Source organism: Streptomyces sp. NPDC041108, assembly GCF_055592645.1.
Window position 1 is genome coordinate 84881 of the sequence record NZ_JBVIYK010000015.1, and the last position, 23635, is coordinate 108515.

Consider the following 23635-nt stretch of genomic DNA (forward strand, 5'->3'; position numbering starts at 1 on the left):
CCTCGTACGGCCGCTCACGCCCCTGTACGGGCGGTCAGGCTCCCCAGGTCCGGGTCCTGAGCGGGAGCCCCGACGCGCCCCCTTCCGAGGGCCGTACGGCCAGCACCTGGTTGACGCCGAGCCGGTTGCGTTCGAAGCCGAGGGCGCAGGCGGCCATGTAGAGGCGCCAGACGCGGGCCCGGCCGGGCCCGACGAGCGCGACCGCCCGGGCCCAGCCCGCTTCGAGGCGGGCGACCCACGCGCGCAGGGTGAGGGCGTAGTGCTCGCGCAGGGCCTCCACGTCCCGGACCTCGAACCCGGCGCGTTCGAGCTGGGTGACGGTGGTGCCGACCGGGGCGAGTTCACCGTCCGGGAAGACGTACGCGTCGATGAAGCCGTCGAGGGAGTAGGTGCTCTCGTCCTGCTGCGGACGGCGTGAGATCTGGTGGTTGAGCAGCCGTCCGCCGGGGGCGAGGAGCCGGTACAGGTCCCTGGCGTACTCCAGATATCTGTCGGCGCCGACGTGTTCGGCCATGCCGATGGAGGAGATGGCGTCGTAGGGCCCGTCGAGCACGTCGCGGTAGTCCTGGACGCGGATCTCGACGCGGTCGGTGAGGCCCTCGTCGGCGACGCGCTTACGGGCGTACGCGGCCTGTTCCTGGGAGAGGGTGACCCCGACGACGTGTACGCCGTACTCGCGGGCCGCGTGCACGGCCATGGAACCCCAGCCGCAGCCGACGTCGAGGAGCCGTGTGCCCGGGGCCAGGGCGAGTTTGCGGCAGACGAGGTCGAGCTTGTCGTGCTGGGCGGCTTCGAGGGTGGCGTCGGGGGCCGGCCAGTAGGCGCAGGAGTACACCATCGACGGGCCGAGCACGATCTCGTAGAAGTCGTTGCCCACGTCGTAGTGGTGGCTGACGGCCCGTCTGTCGGTGCGCCTGGTGTGCCGGTGGCGGGCTCGGACCTCCTCGCGGGGCGGTGCGGGCGGGACCAGGACGGCGGGGCCGGCCAGCCTCAGCAGACCCTTGACGGCCGCGCGGGCCTCCGGGTCGCGCAGGGCCCGGCCCAGGCTCCGGGCGTCCTCGTCCCGCTCCCACACATGGGCGGCCACGAGGTCCAGTACGGCGTAGAGGTCCCCGTCGACGCCGAGGTCACCGGCTACCCAGGCGCGGGCCAGGCCCAGTTCGCCCGGCTTCCACAGCATCCGGCGCAGGGCCCTGCGGTTGCGTACCACCAGGGCGGGGGCCTCCGGTGGGCCTGCCGTCGAGCCGTCCCAGGCCCGCAGCCGGACCGGGAGCGGTTCTCCCGACAGCTGCTCGAACAGGTTCTTCAGCCGCGACGCGGCGTCCTGCATGGCGCACACCTCCGTGACAGGAGATCCCGGAATGTCCAACGCCACGGTAATCACCTGCGGGGCTGTGCCGTATTCCCGCGGGGAGGTGTGTTCTTCGGGTGCGGGTCCGGTGAGGCTCCTCGCGCAGTTCCCCGCGCCCCCGAAAGCCCGGGCCCCCGCCGCCGAAAGCCCGGGCCCTGCGGGCCTGAGAAGCATGGGGCGCAGCCCCTGCTTCTCAGGGGGCGGGGAACCGCGCGACCAGCCCCCACTCACCCGCACCCGCCCACGCACCGAACCCCTACCCCCCCTCACCCCATGCCGTGCACGCCGAAGGGCCCCCCGCACCACGGATGGCGGGAGGCCCTTCGGACGGTGCCAGAGGTCAGGAGGCCTTGGCCTTCTCCGCGGTCTTGCTCGCGGCAGCGACCGGCGCAGGCGCAGGCTTGGCCGCCTCGTAGAACTCCTCGCGAGGAGTCTCGATGGCGCCCAGGGAGACCACCTCACGCTTGAGGAACATCGCGAGGGTCCAGTCCGCGAAGACGCGGATCTTCCGGTTCCACGTCGGCATCGCGAGGCCGTGGTAGCCACGGTGCATGTACCAGGCGAGACGGCCCTTGAGCTTGATCTTCATCTTGCCCATGACGATCATCGCGACACCCTTGTGCAGGCCGAGGCCCGCCACCGCGCCCTTGTTGGAGTGCGCGTACTCCTTCTGCGGGAAGCCCCGCATACCGGAGACCACGTTGTCGCCGAGGACCTTCGCCTGACGCAGCGCGTGCTGGGCGTTCGGCGGGCACCAGGCGTTCTCGACGCCGGCCTTGCGGGCCGCGACGTCCGGGACCTGCGCGTTGTCGCCCGCGGCCCAGATGTAGTCGGTGCCGGTGACCTGGAGGGTCGGCTGGGCGTCCACGTGACCGCGGGGGCCGAGGGGGAGGCCGTAGCGCGAGAGGACCGGGTTCGGCTTGACGCCGGCGGTCCAGACGATCGTGTTGGAGTCGACCTCCAGGCCGTTCTTCAGCACGACGTGGCCGTCGACGCAGGAGTCCATGGAGGTGTTGAGGTAGACCTCGACCCCACGGCCCTCCAGGTGCTCCTTGCCGTAGCTGCCGAGCTTCGGGCCGACCTCGGGGAGGATCTTGTCGGCGGCGTCGACGAGCACGAAGCGCATGTCCTCGCGGGACACGTTCTTGTAGTACTTCGCGGCGTCGCGGGCCATGTCCTCGACCTCGCCGATGGTCTCCGCACCCGCGAAGCCACCGCCCACGAAGACGAAGGTCAGCGCCTTGCGGCGGACGTCCTCGTCGGTCGTGGAGTCGGCCTTGTCGAGCTGCTCCAGCACGTGGTTGCGCAGGCCGATGGCCTCCTCGATGCCCTTCATGCCGATGCCCTGCTCGGCGAGGCCGGGGATCGGGAAGGTCCGGGAGACCGCGCCGAGCGCGATCACCAGGTAGTCGAAGGGCAGCTCGTACGCCTCGCCGACCAGCGGGGCGATCGAGGCGACCTTGCGGTCCTGGTCGATGGTGGTGACCCGACCGGTGAGAACCTCCGCCTTCGGCAGCACGCGTCGCAGCGGGACGACGACGTGCCGGGGGGAGATGCTGCCGGCGGCGGCTTCGGGGAGGAAGGGCTGGTAGGTCATGTACGACCGGGGGTCGACGACCGTGACGGTCGCCTCGCCGTAGCGCATCTTCTTGAGGATGCGCCGAGCTGCGTACAGGCCTACGTACCCACCGCCTACTACGAGGATCCTGGGACGCTCCGTGGTGCTCATGCCATCGAGTATGTACCCGCCATCCGGGGGTCGCTCGTGCGCCCCTTCACAAGCTTCCTCGCCCCCTCTGCTACACTGCGCGACCCCTTTGACCGGCCCCACGGCCCACCAGGGAACCGGCCGGTGGGTTTGACCGTTGTCAAGGCCGCGTGAACTGCCGTTCCGGTCTCCCGAGGGCTCTGGACCACCCCTCGGTTTCACACGGACGAGACCCCCGCGCCGACCCCTCGGGGACGCCCCGTTGACCCGTCGGAGCCCCGGAACGCTCTGCGGAGCCTCAAAACATCGCTCAACTGGGCCGATTCTCTTGTGAAGAACTTCACGAAGTTTCCCGGCGGACGGTCGGCGAGGGGCGCCGGAGCACCCCTCGGACGCGCTCATACGTTATCCGAACAGCTCAAGCGAGGCTACTGGCGAGTAGTAAAACAAGTGTGGTCCGACCTCGGAGCTAGGTGACGGACCAGGCGATTCCGTCCAGAATGTCGTGTTCGCTGACCACGACCTCCGACGCGCCGATCCGCTCCATGATCGAGAGCAGGACCAGGGCGCCCGCGGCGATCACGTCCACCCGCCCCGGATGCATCGACGGGACCGCCTGCCGCTCGGCGTGCGTGGACCGCAGCAGCCACTCGGTGATCTCGCGGACGCGGTCGTGGGAGACCCGGGAGTGGTGGATGGCCGCCGAGTCGTACGCGGGCAGGTCCTGGGCGATCGCGGAGATGGTCGTCACCGAACCGGCGAGCCCGACGAGGGTGTGCGCCTCCCGCAGCGGGACGTCCCGCTCGGCGAGGTCGAGGGCGGCCTCGATGTCGGCGCGGATCGCGGCGATCTGCTCCGGCCCGGGAGGATCGACGACGGCCCCGTCCCGGACGAGGTGCCGCTCGGTCAGCCGTACACAGCCGACGTCCACGGAACGGGCGCCCCGCACGTGGTCGTCCCCGACGACGAACTCGGTGGAGCCGCCCCCGATGTCCACGACCAGGTACGGCCGGGCCAGGTCGGCACGCCCCGTCAGCTCCTTGGTGGCGCCGGTGAAGGAGAACTCGGCCTCCCGGTCGCCGGAGATCACCTCGGGCTCGACACCGAGGATGCCGAGGACCCCGCGGACGAACTCGTCCCGGTTCTCGGCGTCGCGGGACGCGGAGGTGGCCACGAAGCGGACCCGCTCGGCGCCCAGTTCCTTGATGACGGCCGCGTACTCCCGGCAGGCCGCGAAGGTCCGCTCCAGCGCCTCGGGCGCCAGCCGTCCCGTACGGTCCACGCCCTGGCCCAGCCGGACGATGGTCATCCGCCGGTCCAGCTCGACGAGTTCACCGGTGGCCGGTTCGCAGTCGGCGACGAGCAGCCGGATGGAGTTCGTACCGCAGTCGACGGCGGCGACCCGGGTCACTGGCCGTCCTCCTTCGAGGGCTCCGGCGCGGGCACCACGCACGGGCCCTTCGCCCACCACTCGGGCAGCATCGCGATCGCCTCGTCGCCCAGCGGGTTGACGCCGGGGCCGGCGGCCAGCGAGTGCCCCACGAGGACGTGCAGGCACTTCACGCGGTCCGGCATGCCACCGGCGCTCGGGAAGCCCTCCAGGACCTCGATCTCGTCGCGGCGGGCGATGTAGTCCTCGTGCGCGGCCCGGTAGGCGGCGGCCAGTTCGGGGTCCGTCGCCAGCCGCTGCGTCATCTCCTTCATCACGCCGTTGGCCTCCAGCGTGCCGATCGCGGAGGCCGCGCGCGGGCACGTCAGGTAGTACGTCGTGGGGAAGGGCGTGCCGTCCGGCAGGCGCGGGGCCGTCTCGACGACGTCCGGCTGGCCGCACGGACAGCGGTGCGCGATCGCGCGGAGGCCGCGCGGGGGGCGCCCGAGCTGCTGCTGGAACGCCTCGACGTCGGCGTCGGTCGGTTCGGTGCGCTCAGTGGTCGGCGGAGGGGTCTGCATAACCTGCTACTCAAGTCCTCGGTGTGGCTCATCGGTCGACGGTCACGGAGGTGACCGTTCGGCTGTCGGCGGCGTCGGCCTTGTCGACCCCGTCCCAGACATTGGTGTACCAGGGGCGGTCGGCCGCCCCCTGGGTCGTACGGGACTGCTTCGCCGCGTCCGGGTCGATCATGGTGTAGCCGGTCTCGCCCGGCATCACATAGTGCAGCCGCTCCCGGATGCGCTGCTCGGCGTACGCGTCGTCCTGCCAGCGCGCCTTGAGGTCGCGCAACTCCTCGACCCGCTCGCGCGCCTCCTGGCGCTGCCGCTGCATGTCGGCGATCTCGGCGCGCTGGGAGACGTACTGCCTTATGGGATAGGCGAGCGCCACGATCATCGAGCAGAGGACGAGGGCGAGCAGCGCGGCCCGGCCGGTCAGCCGGGAGCGGCGGGCCTGGCGCTTGGTCTGCGAGCGGTAGACCCGGGCGGCCGTCTGCTCGCCGAGCACCTTCAGCCGGGTCGCGGTGGAGAAACGGTCCCGGTCCCGGTCCTTCACGGCCATGTCCCGCGTCCCCTTCCGCTTCTGCCTTCGCCGGCGCGCACGCGCGTACGTCCCCGCACACGGTACGGGACCGGTACGGGGACGTACGTACGACTGGCGCGGGCTGGGCCCTCAACGGGTCAGTCGGCGGCTCAGCCCTTGAAGCGCGGGAAGGCGCTGCGGCCGGCGTAGACCGCGGCGTCGTCGAGGATCTCCTCGATGCGCAGCAGCTGGTTGTACTTGGCGACGCGGTCCGAGCGGGCCGGGGCGCCGGTCTTGATCTGTCCGCAGTTCACGGCGACGGCGAGGTCGGCGATGGTGACGTCCTCGGTCTCGCCGGAGCGGTGGGACATCATGCACTTGAAGCCGTTGCGCTGGGCCATCTCGACGGCGTCCAGGGTCTCGGTCAGCGAGCCGATCTGGTTGACCTTGACGAGCAGGGCGTTGGCCGAGCCCTCCTCGATGCCGCGGGCGAGGCGCTCGGGGTTGGTGACGAAGAGGTCGTCGCCGACGATCTGGACCTTGTCGCCCAGCTTCTGGGTGATGGTGTTCCAGCCGGCCCAGTCGTCCTCGAACAGCGGGTCCTCGATGGAGACGAGCGGGTACGACGCGACGAGGTCGGCGTAGTACTCCGTCATCTCGGCGGCGGAGCGCTCCTTGCCCTCGAAGGTGTAGACGCCGTCCTTGTAGAACTCGGAGGCGGCGACGTCCAGCGCGAGGGCGATCTGCTCGCCGGGGGTGTAGCCGGCCTCCTTGATGGCCTCCAGGATGAGGTCCAGGGCGGCGCGGTTGGACTCCAGGTTCGGGGCGAAGCCGCCCTCGTCGCCGAGGCCGGTGGACAGGCCCTTGGTCTTCAGCACCTTCTTGAGGGTGTGGTAGACCTCGGCGCCCCAGCGCAGGGCCTCGGAGAAGGACTCCGCGCCGATGGGGGCGATCATGAACTCCTGGATGTCCACGTTGGAGTCGGCGTGCGAGCCGCCGTTCAGGATGTTCATCATCGGAACGGGCAGCAGGTGCGCGTTCGGGCCGCCCAGGTAACGGAACAGCGGGAGGTCACTGGCCTCGGAGGCGGCGTGGGCGACGGCGAGGGAGACGCCGAGGATGGCGTTGGCGCCGAGGGAGCCCTTGTTGTCGGTGGCGTCCAGGTCGAACATCGCCTGGTCGATCAGGCGCTGCTCGGTGGCGTCGTAGCCGACGAGCTCCGGGCCGATCTGCTCGATCACGGCGAGGACGGCCTTCTCGACGCCCTTGCCGAGGTAGCGGTTGGGGTCACCGTCACGCAGCTCGATGGCTTCGAAGGCGCCGGTGGAGGCACCGGACGGAACGGCGGCACGACCCGTGCTGCCGTCGTCGAGGCCGACCTCGACCTCGACGGTGGGGTTGCCTCGTGAGTCGAGGATTTCCCGGGCTACGACGACGTCGATGGACGGCACGAGCATCTCCTTCATGGGATGTGACGCTGGTTGCGCGGGGCCGCTTGGGCCTTGCGACTAGAGCCTAACCGCCCCCGGGCCGTCGGCAGCCGACCGACCGTCCCGTGGACAGACAGACCGTACCCATTGTTCCCGTCCGGAACAAAGAGGGGGTGGACAAGAGAAGTCGCCGACGGTGCAAAAAAGCCCCGCCCCGGTGCGTACGGGGGAATGCGCACCGGGGCGGGGAGCCCGTGGGGGCGGGGGGACGGCCCTCACGAGGTCTTCACTATGGAGGACACGGATGTGAGTGGGCTGTGGTTCAGCCGGGGAGCGGCCTGATTTCCGGCCCGGCTGAACCTGCCCCGCCTGCCCGGCCGTGGGGGCGGCCGTGGGGTCGGCAGGCGTGTGGCGGCCGTCGTGGTCGCCGTGGGTCAGCTCAGGTGGAGCTGCTGGCCCGGGTAGATGAAGTCGGCGTCGTCGATGATGTCCTTGTTCAGCTCGAAGAGCTTCTCCCAGCCACCCTTGACGTTCTTCTTCGCGGCGATGGCGCTGAGGGTGTCGCCCTTGACGACCTTGTACTCGCCGTCGCCCTTCTTGACCTTCTTGCCGGTCGGGGTCTCGACGGTGGCGCGCTCGGAGGAGCGGGAGGCGCGGTTGTCCTCGGTGCTCTTCTTGGTGCTCTCCTGCGTGCTCTGCGAGGAGGAGCCGGAGGAGTTGGTGTTGCCGCCGGAGGCGGCGGCACCGTCGTAGGAGGCGCCGGACAGGCCGGTGCCGCAGACCGGCCAGGCACCCTTGCCCTGACCCGCGAGGACCTTCTCGGCGATCGCGATCTGCTGGGCCTTGCTCGCCTGGTTGGCGGTGGAGGCGTACTGCGTACCGCCGTAGGCGGCCCAGGTGGAGGCCGAGAACTGCAGGCCGCCGTAGTAGCCGTTGCCGGTGTTGATGGACCAGTTGCCGCCGGACTCGCACTGGGCGACGGCGTCCCACTCGGAGGCGGTGGCGGCGGAGGCGCTGCCGGCGACCATCAGCGGGGCGGCGACGGCGGCGGCGCCGGTGACGCCGACGACGGCGATGGCGCGAGCGGCCTTGGACGGACGACGGTGCTTGCCCTTGCTGGAGAACAGCATGGAGAGATCCCCTCACCGACGCCTGCGAGGTGAGCTGTCGGGTTCGGGCCGGTTGAGTTGCCCGGCCGCGCACGCTCGCCTCTCGGCTCACGTCGCGCGGCTTCACCCCCAGCCGGTTCCGGTCGTGCGCCCCCGAAGGGCCGCAACCGCCGGACCCGGCACTTACCTTGGGTCCCCCGCTCCTGCCTACGGCGCTTGACGCGACGACTGTTCCTCACGGCCGATGGCAGGATTCGGCGTGCCGACCGGGAGGGCCCGCTGTGGCGAGCGGTCACGACCGTAAACAGGTGATTGCCCGAATTTCAAAGACGATCAGGGGGTCTGTGATTCATCTCCCACGGAGATCAAAACGGGCAATCGGGGTCGAACCATGACCCGAACTGCCGCTACTTTTTGCCCGTTTCGGCACCGACTTCGAGGGTCTGACCGGGAAGGATGAGGTCCGGGTCGGTTCCGACGGTGGTCTCGTTCTCGGCGTACAGCGTCCGCCACCCGCCGTCCAGACCCAGCGAGTTCACGATGCCGGTCAGACTGTCGCCCACATGGACGGTGTAGGCACCCTCCACTCCCTCGCGCGACGCACCGCCGTCCCGTGAGGCGTGCCGACCGGAGGAGGCGCCGTCGGCGCGCGAGCCGTCGCCGGCTTCCGCGCCGGAGCCGGTGTCCGCGCCGGAGCCCTCGTCGGCACTGGCGCCGCGGTGACGGCCCGTACCGCCCTCGCCGTCGTCGGTAGCCGTGGAACCGTCACTCCGGCCTGAATTGTCCGACTTCTCACCGTCGGACTTCCGGGAGTCGCCGTCGCCGGAGTCACCGGAGCCGGTGGAGTCCGCGGAGTCGGAGTCCGTGGCCGCCTTCGCGGAATCGTCGGCCGTGTCCGCGGACGAGTCCGGTGAGGCGGCCGACTTCCGGGATCCGTCGCCGGCATCGGCGTCGCCGTCGGTCGACTTGGCCGAGTCGGTGGAGCCGGCCGAGTCCGGCGAAGCGGAGGAATCCGACGAACCGGATGTGCCGGACTCGCTGCCGGAGTTCGACGAGTCGTCCGCGACGCCCGTGTCCACCTCGGCGGAACCGGCGTCGCCGCCGAGGTTGTGGAGCAGTCCGCAGGTGGACCAGACGCCGACGCCCTGGTCGGCGAGGATCTTCTCGGCGACGGCTATCTGCTGGGAGCGGCTGGCCCGGTCCGCGGTCGTCGCGTAGTCGAGGCCGCCGTACTTCTCCCAGTTGGCCTGGGTGAGCTGGAGGCCGCCGTAGCGTCCGTTGCCGGTGTCCGCGCTCCAGAAGCCACCGCTCTCGCACTCCGCCACCTGGTCCCAGGTGGTTCCGCTCGCCGCACTCGCGCCGGCGGCGCCGAGGAGCGGGATGGCGATGGCCGACCCCGTCACTCCCGCCGCGACGAGGAGAGCCGGAGCCTGACGGGGGCGACGGTGACGACCGTTCCCGGAGAGCATGCGGTTGCCTTTCACACGACAGCGATGGCCTGTGCGACGGGGCGTGATGACCCCTTCGCACTGACGTGTGAACGTATCGGCAGTCGATCAGTTGTCACAAGTTAATGCAGCGCAGATCACGTGAAGATCACAGAGTTGAGAGAGCGTCAACTTCTGGCGCGGAATGGGGTAGTACTACGGGCCGTCGGGGTATCACTACACGCCGCTCATGGCGTGATCATCGTGCACTCATCGCCGCTCCCGTGGGGTGAATTCCACCGGAAGCGTGCGCAATCCCCGCATGATGAGACCTCCTCGCCAGCGCAGATCGGCCGGATCCACGGCGAGTCGCAGATCGGGGAGGCGGGTGAGGAGCGTCGCCAGCGCGGTCTGCCCTTCGAGCCGGGCGAGTGGTGCGCCGAGGCAGTAGTGGATGCCGTGGCCGTAGCCGAGGTGCTGGTTGTCACGGCGTGAGAGATCCAGGGTGTCGGGGTCGTCGAAGCGGGCCGGGTCGCGGTCGGCCGCCGCGAGGACGACGAGGACGGGGTCGCCGGGGGCGACGTCCTGCCCGCCGAGGGTGAGGGGCTCGGTCGCGAAGCGCCAGGTGGCGAGTTCGACGGGGCCGTCGTAGCGCAGGAGTTCCTCGACGCCGGTTTCGAGCAGCCCGCTCTCCCCGGCGTCGAGGGAGGTCTGCAGCCGGGCGCGCTGCCCGGGGTGGGTGAGGAGGGCGTACGTGCCGTTCCCGATGAGGTTGACGGTGGTCTCGAACCCGGCGAACAGCAGGATGAACGCCATCGCCGCGGCCTCGTTCTCGGTGAGGTGCTCACCGTGGTCGGAGGCGCGGATGAGCGCGGAGATGAGGTCCTCGCCGGGGGCGGGGTGCTCGGTGAGCCCCTCCCGCTTGCGGTGGATGAGGTCGGCGAGGTAGCCGCGCATCTTCTTCACCGACCGCGCGACGCCGCCCCGCGGGCCACCGCCGTGCCGGATCATCATGCCCGCCCAGTCCCTGAAGTCGTCCTGGTCCTCCCGGGGGACACCGAGCAGGTCGCAGATCGCGTAGATGGGCAGGGGGAAGGCGAACTCGTGGATGAGATCGGCCTCTCCCCTGTCCGCGAACCCGTCGATGAGCCGGTCGGTCAACTCCTGGACCCGGGGGGCGAACTCGGCGACCCGGCGGGGCGTGAACGCCTTCGAGACGAGGCGACGGAGCCTGGTGTGGTCCGGCGGATCGATGTTCAGCAGATGCGTCATCAACTCGGCCTTGCGCTCACCGGGGATACCCGTCTTCCCCTTGGCGTGCGCGGGCTCGGCGTGATGCGCCGGGTTCTTCGACAGGCGCCCGTCGGCGAGGGCCTGCTTCGCGTCGCCGTAGCGGGTGACCAGCCATGCCTCCACACCGCTGGGCAGCCGTGTCCGGTGGACGGGGGCGTGCTCACGGAGCCAGGCGTACGCCGGGTAGGGGTCGGTGGCGAACTCCCAGGTGAAGAGATCGGGCGCGCCGGTTCCCGTGGGCATGGCGGAGCTGGATGCGGGCTGGTTGGTCACCCGCCGACGGTATCCGGCGCCGACGGGGCGCCCTGCCCGTACCCCGGCTGCCGCGGTGGCGACGGCGGCGGCTGCGGCAGCGACAGCGACAGCGACAGCGACAGCGACAGCAGGTCAGGTTCCGTCCGTCCGCGTGTCCGCGTCGTCTCCCGTCCGGTCCTCCGCCTCCGTCTCCGTCTCCGCCTCGGTCTCGGTCTCGGTCTTCTCGTGGTCGGTCGTCCCATGGTCGGTCGTCTCGCCCGGTTCTGTGTGGATGCCCTCCGCGATCCGGATCGCGTCCCGGTACGCGCGGGCCGCCGCCCGGAGCGCCGCCTCGGGGTCGATGCCGCGGGACTCCGCGTCGGCGGCGAGGGTGAGGAGTGCGTGGCCGAGATCGTCACCGAGGGGTATCGGGACGTCGAGGCCGGCGGTGCGGGCGCGGGAGGAGAGCTTGGCGGCGAGGGCGAGACCGGGCTGGCCGAGGGGTACCCCGTCGGTGACCGACTCGCGCCGCTTCTCGACGGCCTTGGTGCGCAGCCAGTGCGCCTTGACCTCCTCCGGGGTCGTGGCCGTCGCGTCGCCGAAGACGTGGGGGTGGCGGTGGATGAGCTTGGTGACGATGCCGGCGGCGACGTCGTCGACGGAGAAGGGGGTGTCCGGGTCGTCCTCGGCGATACGGGCGTGGAAGACGACCTGGAGGAGGACGTCGCCCAGCTCCTCGCGGAGTTCGTCGCGGTCGCCCTCCTCGATGGCCTCGACGAGTTCGTACGCCTCCTCGATGCCGTACTTGGCGAGGCCCTGGTGCGTCTGCCGCGAGGACCAGGGGCACTCCGCGCGGATCCGGTCCATGACCTGGACGAGGTCGAGGAGACGGGCGCCGGGGAGGTCGTAGGAGGCGGGCAGCAGCTCAAGGGACGGCATCCGGGCCCGGCCGGAGCCGGCGAGGCGGGCCAGGCCGTCGGTGAGGCGGGGTTCGCCCTCGGCGCCGGCCACCACGACCACCGTGCGGCCGCCGGCGCAGTCGTCCACCAGTTCCTCGGCCGTCGGGGCCGTCCGCTCGACCGTGATGCCCGCCTCGCGGAGATAGGGGAGCTGGGGATGCGCCCCGTCCGCGCAGAGAACGCGGTCGGCCCCGTGCAGTGCCTGCCAGGCCGGCCAGGAGAGCAGGCCGGGCGCGACACGGTGGCTGGTGGTGAGCAGGACGACCCGGCCGGGGCCAGGGGTGGGGGCCGTGCTCTCGGAGACCGCGGTGTCGGGGGCCGTGGTCGCGGGGGCCGTGGTGGCGGAGGTGCCGTCGGGGCGGTGTGCGTTCACACCACGAACGTAACCCACGGCACGGACGACCCCCGGAGTTGTCCACAGGCAGGCGCCCGGGGCACCGGCACCACCGCCGTCACGGGCGGCACCGGCACCGGCGCCGCCCCCGAACTCACCCCTGCGCCGGCTCCGGCGTCGCCGCCCGGGTGACCTCCTTCAGCCACGGTGTCTTCGCGTCCACCAGGCCGACCCTGCCGGACGACGGGTCGACGCCCCAGCTGCCGTAGCGGGGGTTGAGGTCCACGTCGAGTTCCTTCGACGCCTTGGAGAGGGCCTTCCAGAAGACGGCGCCGCCCTCCGGGGTGTTGAGGTCGGCGCCGAGGGCGGCGGAGAGTTTCTGGACCTCGACGTCGCTGCGGAGGCTCTCCTCCAGCTGCTCCGGGGCGACGCTGTAGCGCTGCAGGTAGGCCGTCTCCAGGGCCTCGGCCCCGCCGGCCTGCGCTTCCAGGTCGGCCCGGTACTTCTGGACCTCCTTGCGGCTGACGGTCACGCCGGCGTCCTCGAGAGCCTGGTCGAGGACCTTCTCCAGGACCATGCCGTTCAGGGTGTTGCGGGTGAGGGCGCTGCTCTGGGCGACGGCCTGCTGGTACTGGCTGTCGTCCGTGCTGACGGCGCGCTGGGCGGTGCGCACCTCGTTCACCCGGTTCTCCAGCTGCGCGACCGTGATCCGGTCCTGGCCGACGACGGCCGCCGCGCCGGGATGCGCGTCGTTTCCGCAGGCGGTGAGGAGCGGGGCCGCGGCGGCGATCGCTGCGGAGAGGAGGAGCGCGGAGCGACGGCGGCGGTGCAAGTGAGCCTCCCGAGGAGATTGTGCGGCGGTGCACAAAGTCTTGCGGTGATCGATGGTAGGCAGTGGCCCTGCTCTCGGCCAGCCATTCGACCAACGATTCACGCCGACTTCGGGCACCGGCGCTCGGGGAGCGCGCCACCACCGGCCCATTCCCGGCGTCCACGGCGTGCGCCGGGACGCGGCCCACCGCTCAGGACGAACGGCTTCGGCCCGGGCGGCGCGGGAATGAGGGCCGCCGTCCGCCTCAGCCGCGTACCTGCCCCAGCCACTGCAGTGTGCGCCGGACCTCGCCCGCGAGGGGATGGCCGGGGCCGCGCAGCCGTTCCACGTCGAGCAGCAGGCGGCCCAGGGTCTCGTGGGCGGCGCCCCGGTCACCGAGGGCGAGCAGCAGGTGGCCTATGCGGCGGCGGACGTCGAGGGCGAGTTCGGGGTCGCCGCCGACGTACTGGTTCTCGTAGTACGGCAGCAGGGAGCGGTACTCGGCGAGGGCCGCGGCCGGTTCGCCGAGCTGTTCGAGGCACTGGGCGCAGTCGTAGCGCCAGCGCAGGGCCTGGGGGTCTGCCTGGCCGGCCTCGGTGGCCCGCTCGTCGGCGAGGCGGCGCAGCTCGGGCAGGGCGCGGCGGTACTGGCCGTCGTCCATGAGGGTGGCCGCGTACTGCTTGCGCAGGGTGCGGACGACGGGTGAGTGTTCGCCGTGCTGGGCGGCGGCGGCCGGGAGGATCGCGCCGAGGATGTCGACGGCCTGGGTGATGCGGCCCTCGCCGAGCAGCCGCTTGACCTCGTCGACGGCGCCCGCCACATCGGGCTTGTCGACGGCGGGCACGGGGTCGGGCACGGCGGACGGCTGCGGCGCGGGGATACGGGCGCGGTCCGGCCAGGGGGCGTGCGGGCGCAGGAAGGGGCGCGTGGGGTCGAGCGGGGAGCCGGTGGGCATTCCGCGCGCGGGAAGCAGCGGGAGGAGCTGTTCGTACGTCTCCTGCGCGGAGGACGGACGGTGCTGCGGGTCCTTGGAGAGCAGCCGGAGGACCAGGGCCTCCAGGTTCTCGGGGACCTCGGGGCGCAGTCGGCGGACGGGTACCGGCGGCTCGTAGAGGTGGCGGTGCAGGACGCCGAGGGCCGTGGAGCCGGTGAAGGGGACGTTCCCGCTGAGCAGTTCGTGGATCAGCACACCGAGGGCGTACAGGTCGGTGTAGGGGCCGACCGCGCCGCCCATGGCCTGTTCGGGGGCCATGTAGGCGGGGCTGCCGATGGGCGAGCCGGTGTGGGTCAGGCGGGTGGTGTCGGTGTCCATCACGGACGCGACGCCGAGGTCGAGGACGGTGACCGTGCCGTCCTGCTTGACCATGACGTTCCGCGGCTTGAGGTCGCGGTGGATGATCGGCACGGCGTGCACGGCCGAGAGCACGGCGCACAGCTGCGCGGCGACCGAGACGGCCCACGGCCACGGGTACGGGTCGTGCTCGGCGAGGTGGTCGGAGAGGTCGGCCCCGTCGACGTACTGCATGACGAGGAACAGCTCCTCGCCCTCGCTGCCCGCGTCGTGCACGGTCACCAGGCCGGGGTGGTCGACCTGGGCCGTGACGCGGCACTCGCGCACGAAGCGGCGGCGCAGCTCGTCGGCCTCCTGGCCCGCGACCTTGTCCGGGCGCAGCAGCTTCACCGCCACGCGCCGGTCGAGGCGCTGGTCGTACGCCGTCCACACCTGGCCCATGCCGCCCTGACCGATGAGCGTGGACAGTTCGTAGCGGCCGGTGATCAGGCGTCCGGTTCCCTTCCCCTGGGTCACCGGTCTCCTTCGTGATTGCGGAGATAGTCACTGAGCTCGTCCAGCTCGGCGCGCACCTGGTCGATGCGGGCGGGCCCGGGGCGCTGCGGCTCCGGGGCGGTCCGGGGCTGCGGCGGGGGCTGGTGCTGGACGGGCGGCTGCGGGACCGGCGGCGCGGGGGTGTAGGGCTGGGGGACCTGGACGGGCGGGTAGCTGTACCCGCTCTGCTGGGCGTTGTAGCCGCTCTGCTGCGAGTACCCCGTGGTCTGGGCGTACGGCGACAGGTGGGCCGTCCCGGCGCGGCTGAAGTGGCGTATGTCCGCGTACAGGTAGTACGCGACGATCGCCGCGAGTCCGCCGAAGAGCAGTCCCATGCCGACGTCGCCGCGCCAGGTGGTGAACTCCTCCTCGCCCGGGTCGGTGCCGATGATGTACAGCGTCACGAAGATGTGGACGATCGACAGGGCGAACAGCCACCAGTCGCGGGGCCTGCGGGTCACCGAGGCGAGCCGCACCAGGCACGCCCAGGCGAGCAGGCCACAGCTCATGACCGCGACCACCACGAAGATCACACGGAGTGTGACCTGGCCCCCCTGGTCGGGGCCGGGGGGCGGTGTCGGCGCATAGCCGTGGCCTTGCATGGCTGCTCCTGAGGGCCTGGTGAGAGTGAACGCGCGATGTCGTCCCGAGGGTATCGGTCGACCACGACATGAGGTCCAGGGATGTGGACAACCGTTGTAGTACCGCAGTGCTGGTCACGCCGCCACGGGCGGAGCGGTTCCGTCCGTTAGCCGGGAACGTGGCGGGAGTTGGCGGGCCCGGGGCGGGAGTCGGCGGGCCCGGGCGGGCGCCCAGCGGTCTGCCGGGCGGTCTGGCGGCGGTCTGCCGAGCGGGGTTCAGTCCGGGGCGACGGTGCCGTCCGTCAGTCCGTCGTACATGCCCCTCACCAGGCGTTCGCCCAGGCGGCCGGCCTGGCGCAGGGCGTCCTCGAAGGCGGCGAGGGCGCGGAAGCGTTCGCCGTAGCGGCGCTGCTGGTCCAGGGGCAGCCGCGGCAGTTGGAGGCGCCGTACGTCGAGGCGGGTCGCGGTGGAGGCGTAGCTGCTGGCCTGGCGGCTGTTGGCGGTGCCGCGCAGGAATCCGGCGACGAACCACGCGTCCAGCGCGGCCCGGTCGGGGCGCAGCAGGGTGAGGTTGCGGCCGAGGGCGGCGCCCGCGGTCTCCTCGTCGATCACCCGCGCGACCCCGCCGCCGCCGAGGACGGGGACGACGATGTCGCCGGGTTCCACGAGCACGGGGTCCTCGCCCGTCCCGGGCAGGGTTCCCGAGGGTGCCGTGCCGGCCAGGACGTCGTGGTCGGTGAGCACGCGCGCGTGGGGGCCGCTTCCGCCGGTGCGCAGCACCAGGGCTCCCCCGCGCGCGAGTTCACCGACCGTGGTGAGCGGCCAGCGCGCGGGCCCCGCCTCCCCGGCGAGCGGGGGCGTGAGGTCAGCGGTCAGGCGGAGCGTCTCGCCGAGGCGCTCGCGCACGGCGGTCAGCTGCTCGGCGCCGCCGCCCGCCGCCGGGGGCGGCAGATGCCGGGCGGGGGCCAGGTCCACGTCGTCGTCGAGGAGTTCGATGACCGGCAGCGAGCGGCTGAGCCCCGGCTGTTCCGCCACCTCGCCGGCCCGGTCGAAGGTCCGCCAGGCGTCGAGCACGGCGGTACGGACCGCCGCCCAGTCGGAGCCGCTGCGCCCCTCGTGGACGAGCCGGCCGGTGTCGACGAGCAGCAACTCGGGCGGCACGGACGCCCTGCCGGGCCTGCGCAGCACCCACAGGTGCAGCGGGATGTTGTACGGGGGTGCCGCGCCGACCGGCAGGGCGATCACGGCGCGCAGCGCGCCCCGGCGCAGCAGGTCGGCGCGGATACGGCGCCCCGAGCGGCGGCTCGCGACGGCCGGCGGCATCAGCAGCACGGCGGTGCCGCCGTGCTCCAGGCGGGCCAGCGCGTGCTGCACCCAGGCGAGTTCGGACTCCGTACGGGCCGGGAAGCCGTACTCCCAGCGGGGGTCGTAGGCCAGTTCGTCATGGCCCCAGTTGCGCTCGTTGAACGGCGGGTGGCACAGGACGGCCTCGGCCCTGAGCCGCTCGTGGGCGTCCGCGCGGAGGCTGTCCCCCGCGGCGGTACGGACCACCGCGTTCCCGGTGCCGAGGGCGAGGCGCAGCGCGGTGAGCGCGGCCAGTTCGCGGGAGCTGTCCTGGCCGTACAGCTGCTGGCCGGGACGGGCGGCGACGGCGTGCAGGAGCGCTCCGGTGCCGCAGGCCGGGTCGAGCACCGAGCGCGCGGGCCCGGCGAGTTCGGCCATCAGCTCGGCGAGGTCGGCCGGAGTGAGCGTGTACTGCCGCGGGTTGGCGTCGAGGTGCCGGGCGAGCAGGAACTCGAAGGTCTGCCGTGCCCCCAGGTCGGCCGCGAGTTCGGTGGCGCCGCGCAGCAGTGGGATCGAGGGCAGCAGTCCGGCGGGCGTCGGCCGGGGCACGACGGACACGCGCGACTCACCCAGGCGCGGGGCGAGGACCTGCCACAGCGGCTCGGCCAGGTCCCGGGCCAGCTGCCCGTCGTCGGGGCAGGCGCTCGACTCCAGCCAGGCCAGGGGCCGGTCGTGGAGGTGGAGCAGGGCGCAGCCCACATGCACCAGGGCGGTGACAGGGCCCTCCGGGTGCCCGGCGACCTGCTGCCAGACACGCTCCTTCAGGGGCACCTCGGCGAGCTTGCCCTGGTGGCGCAGCCACTCCTCGACCTCGCCGAGCGCGAAGGCCGGACTGGTCTCGGTGCCGCCGACCGGTTTGGGGAAGTCGGCATGCCGTCGGCGCCAGTTGCTGACGGCGGCGCGCCCCACGCCGGCGAGCCGCGCGATCTCCGCGGCGGTGACCTCTGTTCCGTTCCCCTGCACGCGCCCGGCTCCCCTCGTACCTGGTGGTGTGACGTCGAGCATACCGACGCACGCAAGATCTACCCCTTCACGTCGTGTACGACCTCAACCTTGTGAACCGTGTTGACTCGGTTCACAGTGTCTGCTCTGATTGACCCATCGAACGGCGGACTGCCTCAACCGGGCAGTCACACGTCGTTCGTGCTGTCACACCGGGGGAAGGCCGCGTCGCTCCGCGCCACGCCACCGTTCGCTCCACGCACCTCACACCGATTTCCCAGGGGGGAACTCCCATGCGTCGCACCGCACTCGCCGCTCTCTGCATCGCCGCCGCGGCCACCTTCTCGCTCACCGGCTGCCTGCCCGGTGAGGACAAGGCGGACGGCCCGTTCGCCGGTCTGACCGGCGGCGAGATCGCCGACAAGGCCGTCAAGGCCACCTCGGGCGCCGACTCGCTCCGAATGAAGGGCGAGATCGAGGACGAGTCCGCCGGCGGCACGGTCCGGATGGACATGGCGATGAACAGGAAGGGTGACTGCGCCGGCACCATGAGCATGGGCGGCGACGGCCAGGCCGAGCTGATCAAGGTCGGCGACACCATGTACATGAAGTACGACGAGGCCTTCCTGCGCGCCCAGTCGAAGGACTCCTCCAAGGAGGAGGCCGACATGGTCGTCGACATGCTCGCCGGCAAGTGGACCAAGACGTCCGCGACCTCCGCGGACTCCAAGGACATGGCGAGCTTCTGCGACCTCGACACCGTCCTCGCCGACTTCAAGGACGTGAACTCCGACGCCACGCGCGGCAAGACCGCCGAGGTCGAGGGCACCCCCGCGATCGTCCTGAACGAGAAGGACGGCAAGGACAGCTACACCCTGTACGTCGCCACCAAGGGCGAGCCGTACCTCCTGCGGGTCGTCAGCAAGTCAGCGGAGGAGCCCGGCGACCTGGTCTTCACCGACTTCGACGAGCCGGTTCCGGCCAAGGCCCCCAAGGGCAAGGTCATCGACATGGACAAGGACTTCGGCTGACCCGCCGTGCCGCGCGGCGGCACCCCGAAGGCCTCAGTCCGCGTGGAAGCGGGCCGGGGCCTTCGTCGGGTTGCCGCCGGTGGGCAGCTTCTGCTGCGGACAGGCGCTCAGGACACGCTTCATGGCGGCCTGTTCGGCGGAGGTGACCCACAGGCCGTACTTCGTCTTCACGGCGACCTGGGCGGCCACATAGGTGCAGCGGTACGCCTTGTTGGGCGGGAGCCAGGTGGCCGTGTCACCGTCGCCCTTGCCGCGGTTGGTGCCGGAGTCGACCGCGAGCAGGTTGAGCGGGTCGTTGGCCAGGGCTATGCGCTTGCTGTCGTCCCACTTCTGGGCGCCCTTCTGCCAGGCGTCGGAGAGGGCCACCATGTGGTCCACGTCGATCTTGCTGCGGCCCCGTACGTACGGCACGTCCTTCCCGGTGTACGGGTCAGGGTCGAGCATCCCGGAGACCACCGTGCAGTCCCCGTCCCGGAACTTCACGTCGTCCAGGTCGCGTTTGAGTATGTCGTCGCGGGTGTCGCAGCTGTTGGAGTCCGTGTCGGCCCAGGCGCTGCCGAACTCGCCGCGGTCGTAGTTGTTCTTGGGCGCCCGCCCCTTGACGGTCAGCGCCTCCGCGGCGGCGTACGCGGCGCCCCCGCCCCCGGCGGGGTTCTCCTGCGGTCCGGCCGAACCGCCCGTGCTGTCCAGTTCGCAGCCGGTCGCGGCGGCCAGCACCAGAGCGACGACGGCGCCCCCACCCCTCAGACGTACCACGCGACACCCCTTCCCTCGTTGTGCGGCTCTTCGGCGGTCCCGCTCGGGGTTCCCCGTCCGGCCTGCTCGACACCGTAGCGGCCACCGGACGCACCGAGGACGGTGGCCCGGGCGGCACTCCCTGCCGCGCCGGGCCACTGCGCCCTTACGCCCTTACGCCGTTACGCCGTTACGCCGTTACGCCGTTACGACCCGAGGATCGAAGCCAGGAACTCCCCGGTCCACCCCAGCAGATCCCGGCCGAGCAGCGGCTTCCCGCCCACCTTCGCCGTCTTCGGGCGGGGCACCAGCACCTGGTGGGCGGCCGGCTTGATCACCGTGCCCGGATACAGGCGCTTCAGGCGCAGCTCCTGCGACTCGCGCAACTCCACGGGCGCGAAGCGGATGTTGGTGCCCTGGAGGACGATCTCGCCGACACCGCAGGCCCGGGCGAGCATGCGCAGACCGGCGACGAGCAGCAGGTTCTCCACCGGCTCGGGCAACTTGCCGTAGCGGTCGACGAGTTCCTCGCGCACCGCGGCGATGTCGGCCTCGGTGTTGACGGAGGCGATCGCCCGGTACGCCTGCAGCCGCAGCCGCTCGCCCGGCGCGTAGTCGTGCGGGACGTGCGCGTCGACCGGCAGCTCGATCTTCACTTCCAGCGGCGGCTCCTCCTCGATCCCGCCGCTCTCCAGCTGGCGCCGGTAGTCCGCGACCGCCTCGCCGACCATCCGCACGTACAGGTCGAAGCCGACCCCCGCGATGTGGCCGGACTGCTCGCCGCCCAGCAGGTTGCCCGCGCCCCGGATCTCCAGGTCCTTCATCGCCACGTACATGCCCGCGCCCATCTCCGTGTGCTGGGCGATGGTCGCGAGCCGCTCGTGCGCGGTCTCCGTCAGCGGCTTCTCGGGCGGGTACAGGAAGTACGCGTAACCGCGTTCCCGCCCCCGGCCGACCCGGCCGCGGAGCTGGTGCAGCTGCGACAGGCCGAAGGTGTCCCCCCGCTCCACGATCAGCGTGTTCGCGTTGGAGATGTCGATGCCCGACTCCACGATCGTCGTGGAGACGAGGACGTCGAACTTCTTCTCCCAGAAGTCGACGACGACCTGCTCCAGCGCCTGCTCCGACATCTGTCCGTGGGCCGTCGCGATCCGCGCCTCGGGGACGATCTCCCGCAGCCGGGCCGCCGCGCGGTCGATGGACTCCACCCGGTTGTGGATGTAGAAGACCTGGCCCTCGCGCAGGAGTTCACGGCGGATCGCCGCGCCGATCTGCTTCTCCTCGTACGGGCCGACGAAGGTCAGGACCGGGTGGCGCTCCTCCGGGGGTGTGGTGATCGTCGACATCTCGCGGATGCCGGTGACCGCCATCTCCAGGGTGCGCGGGATCGGGGTCGCGGACATCGTCAGCACGTCCACGTTCGCGCGCAGCTTCTTCAGCTGCTCCTTGTGCTCGACGCCGAACCGCTGTTCCTCGTCGACGATGACCAGGCCCAGGTCCTTGAACTTGGTCTCGGAGGAGAACAGACGGTGGGTGCCGATGACGATGTCGACCGCGCCCTCGCGCAGCCCCTCCAGGGTGCCCTTGGCCTCGGTGTCCGTCTGGAAGCGGGACAGGGCCCGGACGTTCACCGGGAACTGCGAGTACCGCTCGCTGAAGGTGCCGAAGTGCTGCTGCACCAGGAGGGTCGTGGGCACGAGCACGGCGACCTGCTTGCCGTCCTGGACGGCCTTGAAGGCGGCCCGGACCGCGATCTCCGTCTTGCCGTAGCCGACGTCGCCGCAGATCAGGCGGTCCATGGGGACCGTCTTCTCCATGTCCTCCTTGACCTCGGCGATCGTCGTCAGCTGGTCGGGCGTCTCCGCGTACGGGAAGGCGTCCTCCAGTTCGCGCTGCCACGGGGTGTCCGCCCCGAACGCGTGGCCGGGCGCCGCCATCCGGGCGCTGTAGAGCTTGATGAGGTCGGCGGCGATCTCCTTGACCGCCTTCTTCGCGCGCGCCTTGGTCTTCGTCCAGTCGGCGCCGCCGAGGCGGTGCAGGGTCGGGGCCTCGCCACCGACGTACTTGGTGATCTGTTCGAGCTGGTCGGTGGGGATGTAGAGGCGGTCGCCGGGCTGGCCGCGCTTGGCGGGCGCGTACTCCACGACCAGGTACTCGCGGGTCGCGCCCTGCACGGTCCGCTGGACCATCTCGATGTAGCGGCCGACACCGTGCTGCTCGTGGACGATGTAGTCGCCCGCCTCCAGGGTGAGCGGGTCGATGGTCTTGCGGCGGCGGGCGGGCATCCGGGCGCCGTCCTTGCCGGCCGCCTTCTGGCCGGAGAGGTCGGTCTCGGTGAGGACCGCCAGCTTCAGGGTCGGGTCGATGAAACCGTGGTCGATCGAACCGCACACCACCTGCACGACCGACGGGGAGATCTCCCCCAGCTCGGCCTCCAGCCGGGCCGGGACGCCCTCGCCGCCGAGGACCTCGACCGTGCGGGCGGCCGGGCCGTGGGCCTCGGTCACGAAGACCGTGCGCCAGCCGTCGGCGAGCCAGCCCTTGGTGTCGGCGAGGGCCTTGGCCGTGTCCCCCCGGTAGGTCTCGGGGGCGTGCATACCGAGCTTGAGGGTGTCGGAGTCCAGCTCCTCGTCGGCCGCGAACGGCGACACCGACCACCACATCATGTCCAGCTCACGGGCCCGGTCGCGGACGTCCGCGATGGACCGCAGGGAGGCCGCGCCGACGTCGATCGGCGCCTCGCCGCCCCCGGCGGTCGCCGCCCAGGACGCCTGCAGGAACTCCTGCGAGGTGGCCACCAGGTCCGCCGCCCGCGTCCGCACCCGCTCCGGGTCGCACACGATCGTCATGGCGCCCTTGGGCAGGACGTCGATCAGCAGTTCCATGTCGTCGACGAGGACCGGGGCGAGGGACTCCATGCCCTCGACGGCGATCCCCTCGGCGATCTTGTCGAGGAGTTCGCCCAGCTCGGGGTGGCGTTCGGCCAGGGCGCGGGCGCGGGCGCGCACGTCGTCCGTGAGGAGCAGCTCACGGCAGGGCGGCGCCCACAGGCCGTGCGCGGCGACCTCCAGCGATCTCTGGTCGGCGACCTTGAAGTACCGGATCTCCTCGACGTCGTCGCCCCAGAACTCCACCCGCAGGGGGTGCTCCTCGGTCGGCGGGAAGACGTCCAGGATGCCGCCGCGCACGGCGAACTCGCCGCGCCTCTCGACCAGCTCGACCCGCGAGTACGCGGCTGCCGCCAGGGCCTCGACCGTACGGTTCAGGTCGGCCGTCCCGCCCGTGCGCAGGGCGACCGGCTCCAGGTCGCCGAGGCCCTTGACCTGCGGCTGGAGGACCGAGCGGACGGGAGCGACGACGACCGAGACGGGGCCGGTCTCCGGGTCGTCCGGGCGCGGATGGGTCAGACGGCGCAGGACGGCGAGGCGGCGGCCGACGGTGTCACTGCGCGGGCTGAGGCGCTCGTGCGGGAGCGTCTCCCAGGCGGGGTACTCCACCACGCCGTCCGGGGGCAGCAGCGAGCGCAGGGCCGCCGCCAGGTCCTCGGCCTCACGGCCCGTCGCCGTCACGGCGAGTACGGGGCGGCCGGCGTCCCGCGCGAGGGCGGCCACGGCGAAGGGGCGGGCCGCCGGAGGGCCCACCAGGTCGATGTGGGTGCGGTGGCCGTCGGATGCGGCCCTGATCGCTTCCGCGAGGGGGGCGTCCTTGACTACGGCGTCTAGCAGGCCGTGGAGGCTCATTCGGGGCGTTTCCCGTCCGGGTGGGCAAGGGGTGGAGTCGAGGGTGGGGCTTCGGGTGGGGCGAGGTCTGGGGCAACACGAACGCCCGGACTCGTGTGACGGGCCGGGGGTGTCCAGGGTACGACGGGTGGTGCGGGGGCCGTGGACGACTTTTCCCGCCCCCGGCGCCCCTGCCCGTCCCAGGCCGGGGGCCGCGCCCCTTCGACGCCCCCGTGCGGGTCCGTGGGGGCTGGTCGCGCAGGTCCCCGCGGCCCCGAAGAAGCAGGGGCTTCGCCCGCTGTCTTCTCGGGGCCGCCTAATCTCTATGGGCGCCCCCTGTCCCCACAGGC

Annotated in this window: 17 protein-coding genes and 1 riboswitch; of the genes, 1 reads left to right on the top strand and 16 read right to left on the bottom strand. The window is 71.7% G+C overall.

What is annotated here, in order from left to right:
- Positions 1–34 precede the first annotated feature (34 nt).
- The 14 genes from ACZ6BB_RS32850 to ACZ6BB_RS32915 form a co-directional block, all read right to left on the bottom strand.
- Positions 35–1330, bottom strand: coding sequence for a class I SAM-dependent methyltransferase (locus ACZ6BB_RS32850; protein ID WP_471618757.1), 1296 nt, complete (start codon positions 1328–1330; stop codon positions 35–37).
- 361 nt (positions 1331–1691) lie between these two features.
- Positions 1692–3080: an NAD(P)/FAD-dependent oxidoreductase gene (locus ACZ6BB_RS32855; protein ID WP_471618758.1), complete on the bottom strand. Its 1389-nt coding sequence runs from the start codon at positions 3078–3080 to the stop codon at positions 1692–1694.
- A gap of 448 nt (positions 3081–3528) precedes the next feature.
- Complete coding sequence (locus tag ACZ6BB_RS32860) at positions 3529–4470, bottom strand: Ppx/GppA phosphatase family protein (protein WP_471618759.1); 942 nt, start codon at positions 4468–4470, stop codon at positions 3529–3531.
- Complete coding sequence (locus tag ACZ6BB_RS32865; RefSeq protein WP_013003055.1) at positions 4467–5009, bottom strand: DUF501 domain-containing protein; 543 nt, start codon at positions 5007–5009, stop codon at positions 4467–4469. The genes ACZ6BB_RS32860 and ACZ6BB_RS32865 overlap by 4 nt, the downstream gene beginning before the upstream one ends.
- Before the next feature lie 28 nt (positions 5010–5037).
- Positions 5038–5550: an FtsB family cell division protein gene (locus tag ACZ6BB_RS32870; RefSeq protein ID WP_471618760.1), complete on the bottom strand. Its 513-nt coding sequence runs from the start codon at positions 5548–5550 to the stop codon at positions 5038–5040.
- Between the two features lie 131 nt (positions 5551–5681).
- The gene (gene eno / locus ACZ6BB_RS32875; protein WP_471618836.1) at positions 5682–6962 is read right to left on the bottom strand and encodes a phosphopyruvate hydratase; all 1281 of its coding nucleotides are present in this window, start codon (positions 6960–6962) and stop codon (positions 5682–5684) included.
- A 413-nt stretch (positions 6963–7375) separates the two neighbouring features.
- Entirely contained in the window at positions 7376–8071 is a 696-nt protein-coding gene (locus ACZ6BB_RS32880; protein ID WP_471618761.1) for a transglycosylase family protein, read from the bottom strand.
- A gap of 4 nt (positions 8072–8075) precedes the next feature.
- Positions 8076–8275, bottom strand: a riboswitch (cyclic di-AMP (ydaO/yuaA leader).
- A 182-nt stretch (positions 8276–8457) separates the two neighbouring features.
- Positions 8458–9519: a LysM peptidoglycan-binding domain-containing protein gene (locus ACZ6BB_RS32885; RefSeq protein WP_471618762.1), complete on the bottom strand. Its 1062-nt coding sequence runs from the start codon at positions 9517–9519 to the stop codon at positions 8458–8460.
- Positions 9520–9747: 228 nt separating this feature from the next.
- Positions 9748–11013, bottom strand: coding sequence for a cytochrome P450 family protein (locus ACZ6BB_RS32890; protein WP_471618837.1), 1266 nt, complete (start codon positions 11011–11013; stop codon positions 9748–9750).
- 144 nt (positions 11014–11157) lie between these two features.
- A complete protein-coding gene (locus tag ACZ6BB_RS32895; RefSeq protein ID WP_471618763.1) occupies positions 11158–12336 on the bottom strand; it encodes a nucleoside triphosphate pyrophosphohydrolase in 1179 nt (392 codons plus the stop codon).
- A gap of 115 nt (positions 12337–12451) precedes the next feature.
- Positions 12452–13129, bottom strand: a complete 678-nt coding sequence (locus ACZ6BB_RS32900; protein WP_471618764.1) for a SurA N-terminal domain-containing protein — start codon at positions 13127–13129, stop codon at positions 12452–12454.
- A 244-nt stretch (positions 13130–13373) separates the two neighbouring features.
- The gene (locus ACZ6BB_RS32905) at positions 13374–14867 is read right to left on the bottom strand and encodes a protein kinase domain-containing protein (RefSeq protein WP_471618838.1); all 1494 of its coding nucleotides are present in this window, start codon (positions 14865–14867) and stop codon (positions 13374–13376) included.
- 44 nt (positions 14868–14911) lie between these two features.
- Positions 14912–15535 (bottom strand): hypothetical protein, encoded by a 624-nt coding sequence (locus ACZ6BB_RS32910; RefSeq protein ID WP_471618765.1) that lies wholly within the window; start codon positions 15533–15535, stop codon positions 14912–14914.
- A 255-nt stretch (positions 15536–15790) separates the two neighbouring features.
- Positions 15791–17821 (bottom strand): N-6 DNA methylase, encoded by a 2031-nt coding sequence (locus ACZ6BB_RS32915; RefSeq protein WP_471618766.1) that lies wholly within the window; start codon positions 17819–17821, stop codon positions 15791–15793.
- 272 nt (positions 17822–18093) lie between these two features.
- Between ACZ6BB_RS32915 and ACZ6BB_RS32920 the strand changes: the two genes are divergently transcribed.
- Positions 18094–18831 (top strand): hypothetical protein, encoded by a 738-nt coding sequence (locus ACZ6BB_RS32920; RefSeq protein WP_471618767.1) that lies wholly within the window; start codon positions 18094–18096, stop codon positions 18829–18831.
- Positions 18832–18864: 33 nt separating this feature from the next.
- On the opposite strand, the gene ACZ6BB_RS32925 is transcribed toward ACZ6BB_RS32920, so the two are convergent.
- Both ACZ6BB_RS32925 and mfd read right to left on the bottom strand, forming a co-directional pair.
- The gene (locus ACZ6BB_RS32925) at positions 18865–19587 is read right to left on the bottom strand and encodes an HNH endonuclease family protein (protein ID WP_471618768.1); all 723 of its coding nucleotides are present in this window, start codon (positions 19585–19587) and stop codon (positions 18865–18867) included.
- Between the two features lie 185 nt (positions 19588–19772).
- Complete coding sequence (gene mfd, locus ACZ6BB_RS32930; protein ID WP_471618769.1) at positions 19773–23306, bottom strand: transcription-repair coupling factor; 3534 nt, start codon at positions 23304–23306, stop codon at positions 19773–19775.
- Positions 23307–23635 lie beyond the last annotated feature (329 nt).

Excerpts from the sequence above, each read along its gene's own strand:
- ACZ6BB_RS32850 (WP_471618757.1), bottom strand. The coding sequence starts at position 1,330 with ATGCAGGACGCCGCGTCGCGGCTGAAGAACCTGTTCGAGCAGCTGTCG.
- ACZ6BB_RS32855 (WP_471618758.1), bottom strand. The coding sequence starts at position 3,080 with ATGAGCACCACGGAGCGTCCCAGGATCCTCGTAGTAGGCGGTGGGTAC.
- ACZ6BB_RS32865 (WP_013003055.1), bottom strand. The coding sequence starts at position 5,009 with ATGCAGACCCCTCCGCCGACCACTGAGCGCACCGAACCGACCGACGCC.
- ACZ6BB_RS32870 (WP_471618760.1), bottom strand. The coding sequence starts at position 5,550 with ATGGCCGTGAAGGACCGGGACCGGGACCGTTTCTCCACCGCGACCCGG.
- ACZ6BB_RS32880 (WP_471618761.1), bottom strand. The coding sequence starts at position 8,071 with ATGCTGTTCTCCAGCAAGGGCAAGCACCGTCGTCCGTCCAAGGCCGCT.
- ACZ6BB_RS32885 (WP_471618762.1), bottom strand. The coding sequence starts at position 9,519 with ATGCTCTCCGGGAACGGTCGTCACCGTCGCCCCCGTCAGGCTCCGGCT.
- ACZ6BB_RS32890 (WP_471618837.1), bottom strand. The coding sequence starts at position 11,013 with ATGCCCACGGGAACCGGCGCGCCCGATCTCTTCACCTGGGAGTTCGCC.
- ACZ6BB_RS32910 (WP_471618765.1), bottom strand. The coding sequence starts at position 15,535 with ATGCAAGGCCACGGCTATGCGCCGACACCGCCCCCCGGCCCCGACCAG.
- ACZ6BB_RS32920 (WP_471618767.1), top strand. The coding sequence starts at position 18,094 with ATGCGTCGCACCGCACTCGCCGCTCTCTGCATCGCCGCCGCGGCCACC.
- mfd (WP_471618769.1), bottom strand. The coding sequence starts at position 23,306 with ATGAGCCTCCACGGCCTGCTAGACGCCGTAGTCAAGGACGCCCCCCTC.